Below are 3,406 nucleotides of genomic sequence, written 5' to 3'. Positions count from 1 at the left end.
TAGACAAGGATTGTTGTATATATGTCGACGGATACTGCAACACAGCCCCCGAAGGCGCTCGTCAGCGCCACCGAAGGCGCCATTATCGAGTTGAAACGCCTCATGGAGCGCGAATCCGCGGAAGTCGATGGCGTCCGCCTGGGGGTCAAGGGCGGCGGATGTTCCGGTCTCTCCTATGTGCTGGAGTTCGGGAAACAGCGGGAAGGGGACAACGTGGTCGAACACGGCGGCATCCGCTTCCTCATGGACCGCAAGTCGTCCATTTATCTCAAGGGCATCGTTCTGGATTATAAAGAGGGCTTGACAAGCAAGGGCTTTGTGTTTCAGAATCCCAACGCCAGCAGCACCTGCGGGTGCGGCGAGTCGTTCAGCGTTTAGAATGTTTTAACGCGGTGCAAGCGCGTTTCCTGGTGGCACCCCCAACGCCCGTTGGGGGTGCTTCGTGTTTTTACGGAGTCCCTTCGATCCGCTACACTTCAACTCGCTGTTCCGCTGACTTTCCCTCTGTACTCATGGAGATGTGACTATGTCCCTTGCCAAACTCACGCAGGAAAACCTGCCGCGCTTCCGCGACCGCATCAACACATTACGGGCCGACAAACGCCCGAACTGGGGAACGATGACCGCCACGGGAATGCTCGTGCACCTGCGCACGCTCATCGAAATGTCGCTCGAAGAAGGTACCTACAAGGACTACAGCACCTTCTACTCTCGGAACATCATGCGTTTTGTCGCATTCCATGTCTTGCGCACCTGGCCCAAGGGCACGGTGAAAGCCCCCGCAGAGTTCACTCCGGAATCGACCGCCTCATTCGACGATGAACGCGCAAAACTGTTCGCCGCCTTCGATCGCTTCGCCGACGCTGCCGCCACCACGCCCAAACGCGTCACGCGCCATTCCCTCTTTGGTCCATTGACGCTCAACTACTGGACCTTCATGCACGCCCGGCATTTCGAACATCACTTCCAACAGTTCGGCATCTAAAATAAAAAGGGCGCCGGACCCATGGGGCCGACGCTCTCAAACCGTGCGATCGCTTCGCTTATTTCGTCGTTGACGAAGTCGTGGACTGTGCGAACGTGCGTACCATCGTACGCGGACAGCCCGACGACACGACCATCGTTATCGCGATCAAGACCGCGAAAATCGCCACCTTCTTCATCGCTACATTTCTCCCTTGTTCGAGGTTTCCAACCAGCCGCCTAACGCGACGCGTGAACCGGAGCGTCCGTGGCGCCCAACACCACCGCCCGCCGCGGACATCCTGTCGAAACCAACGTTATCACGAGAAACAGCACTGCTAACGCGATAATGCGTTTCATTTCAGTTCTCCCAAAATACCCGGTTGATATTCGCAAACGTGTCAGATACCGGCGTGCCGTTAGCGCGCCAATGACTGCGTCGCTTCGCCACTCAGGTGAATCGGCACCTTCCGCGGACATCCCGACGATCCCAATACTGCAATCGCGACCAACACACCGAGAGCCACAATACGCATCTTTCCAGACATCCCTTGTATCTCCTCAAATGGTTAGGGATCTCCTCCGAACGGAATCGATCCAGTTTGCCTTGCACAGGTATAGTAACATCGAATCTGTAATCTGTCACGGCCTGTCCTAAAACAAGGTCGCAATTACAATTTGCGAAAACCTGCACGATGGGTATAATTAACCTCTCAGGAGATCCCCTGATGGCAACGGTGACTGCGGGCTACAGTGATCCGGTTATCCAACCATGTCCCCACTTTTGCGGGGCGCGCGACCACACCGCCCCGCAGGACCGCCTGAAAGCTATCGTGGAAGCCTGCAAGCCCTTCCGCGATGAACTGATGTCCGGAGATCCGGTCCCGTACTACCAGTCGTTCGACCTTATCCGCGCCCCCTATCCCCGGCGCTACGCCCTCAAGGACGCCTGCACGATCCCCATCCCGTTTGTCCACATCCTGAACCGGATGTTCGTGGTACAGTTCCGCAGTCAGACCGGCCTCAAAACCATGCTTGTCTCGCCGTCGGACTATCGGCGCAACGCGGAGACGCCGTTTTTCAAGCACCTCACCGAAAGTTTCGGCGCGTTCCGAACCCAACTCGAGCCCCTCATGGCGCCCGAACTTGGCACCGTCGAGACCTGGCTGGCCCAGGTGGGAATTCGGCCCGAACAAATCGACTACATCACCTACGATCACCTTCACACACAGGACATTCGCCGCTGGCTCGGAACGCCCGAAATCCCCGCCTACTTTCCCAATGCAAAACTGCTGGTCATGCGCCAGGAATGGGAGTCGACGAAAGCACTGTTGCCGCCGCAGAAGCAATGGTACTGCCCGGAAGGTATCGAAGGCGTTCCCGCCGGGAAGATCGTGCTGCTCGACGGTGACGTCATCCTGGGCAGCGGTGTCGCGCTGGTGCATACCCCCGGCCACACCGAAGGCAACCATTCGATCGTGGTACATGTGCCCGAGGGCCTCTTCGTCACCAGCGAGAACGGCGTCGGTGGCGATTCCTACGCGCCGCTGAACTCCCGGATTCCCGGCTTGCGAAAATATGCGCAGACTACGGGCATCGACGTTATACTCAATAGCAACACGCTGGAGCGTGGACTTGACCAGTACATTTCGATGATTCAGGAACGCGAAATCGCGGGGCCGTCGCCACGGAACCCGGATTTTCATAATGTTGTCAATTCCTCTGAACTCACGGCCTACTGGATGTTCCCCGGCATTGTGCCGACTTTCGCATTCGGGCCTGTGCAGTTCGGATCACCGGAGGGGGCGAGAACATGACTACGGGCACACCTTCAACCTACTTCATGACCGGATGCGCAAGCGGCATCGCGCAGCATGTCGCCGATCGGTTAATTGCCCGCGGCGACAAGGTCTACGCCACCGACGTCAACTACGACGCGCTCGCGCGCCATGCCAATGAGAAGGGATGGCCCGAAAGCCGCGTCAAGCTAGATACGCTCGACGTGCGCAAGCTGGAGGATTGGGAAGAAGTCTTCGAGCGCGCCGTGGAGACGTTCGGTAAAATTGACGTCTGCATGAATATCGCCGGCGTCATGCTCGGCGGCTGGATCCACGAACAGCCCGCCAAAGAAATCGACATGCAAATCGATATCAACCTCAAGGGCCTCATCTGGGGCACCCAGGTCGCTTCCAAGCACATGGTCTCCAACAAGTCCGGCCACATCGTCAACATCGCGTCGCTCGCGGGCGTGGCGCCCATCCCGGGCATCGCCGTTTACGTCGCGTCGAAGTATGGCGTCCGCGGCTTCTCTCTCGCTATCGCCAACGAACTCAAACCACTCGGTGTCGACGTGACCGTCGTCTGCCCAGATGCCATCAAGACGCCTTTAGTGGAACAATGCGCGCGCACCGACGCCGGTGCCATGGTCTTTTCCGCGCCGCGC

At 58.1% G+C, this 3,406-nt stretch carries 4 protein-coding genes; all 4 read left to right on the top strand.

The genetic code is table 11. The features are described 5' to 3' along the window. Window positions 1–21: 21 nt before the first annotated feature. Entirely contained in the window at window positions 22–378 is a 357-nt protein-coding gene (locus K1Y02_26200) for an iron-sulfur cluster assembly accessory protein (GenBank protein ID MBX7259875.1), read from the top strand. A 148-nt stretch (window positions 379–526) separates the two neighbouring features. Beyond that, window positions 527–985 (top strand): DUF1569 domain-containing protein, encoded by a 459-nt coding sequence (locus K1Y02_26195; protein ID MBX7259874.1) that lies wholly within the window; start codon window positions 527–529, stop codon window positions 983–985. Window positions 986–1,691: 706 nt separating this feature from the next. Next, entirely contained in the window at window positions 1,692–2,780 is a 1,089-nt protein-coding gene (locus K1Y02_26190) for a hypothetical protein (protein MBX7259873.1), read from the top strand. Continuing rightward, window positions 2,777–3,406 (top strand): SDR family oxidoreductase (locus K1Y02_26185; GenBank protein MBX7259872.1); only part of this gene is annotated, 630 nt, incomplete at its 3' end. The genes K1Y02_26190 and K1Y02_26185, both read left to right, overlap by 4 nt.

Source organism: Candidatus Hydrogenedentota bacterium, assembly GCA_019695095.1.
In the GTDB taxonomy this organism is placed as follows: domain Bacteria; phylum Hydrogenedentota; class Hydrogenedentia; order Hydrogenedentales; family SLHB01; genus JAIBAQ01.
This window is presented reverse-complemented; position numbering and strand designations above follow the sequence as displayed.

Coding starts and splice junctions, on each gene's coding strand:
- K1Y02_26195 (MBX7259874.1), top strand. CDS start 527: ATGTCCCTTGCCAAACTCACGCAGGAAAACCTGCCGCGCTTCCGCGAC.
- K1Y02_26200 (MBX7259875.1), top strand. CDS start 22: ATGTCGACGGATACTGCAACACAGCCCCCGAAGGCGCTCGTCAGCGCC.
- K1Y02_26190 (MBX7259873.1), top strand. CDS start 1,692: ATGGCAACGGTGACTGCGGGCTACAGTGATCCGGTTATCCAACCATGT.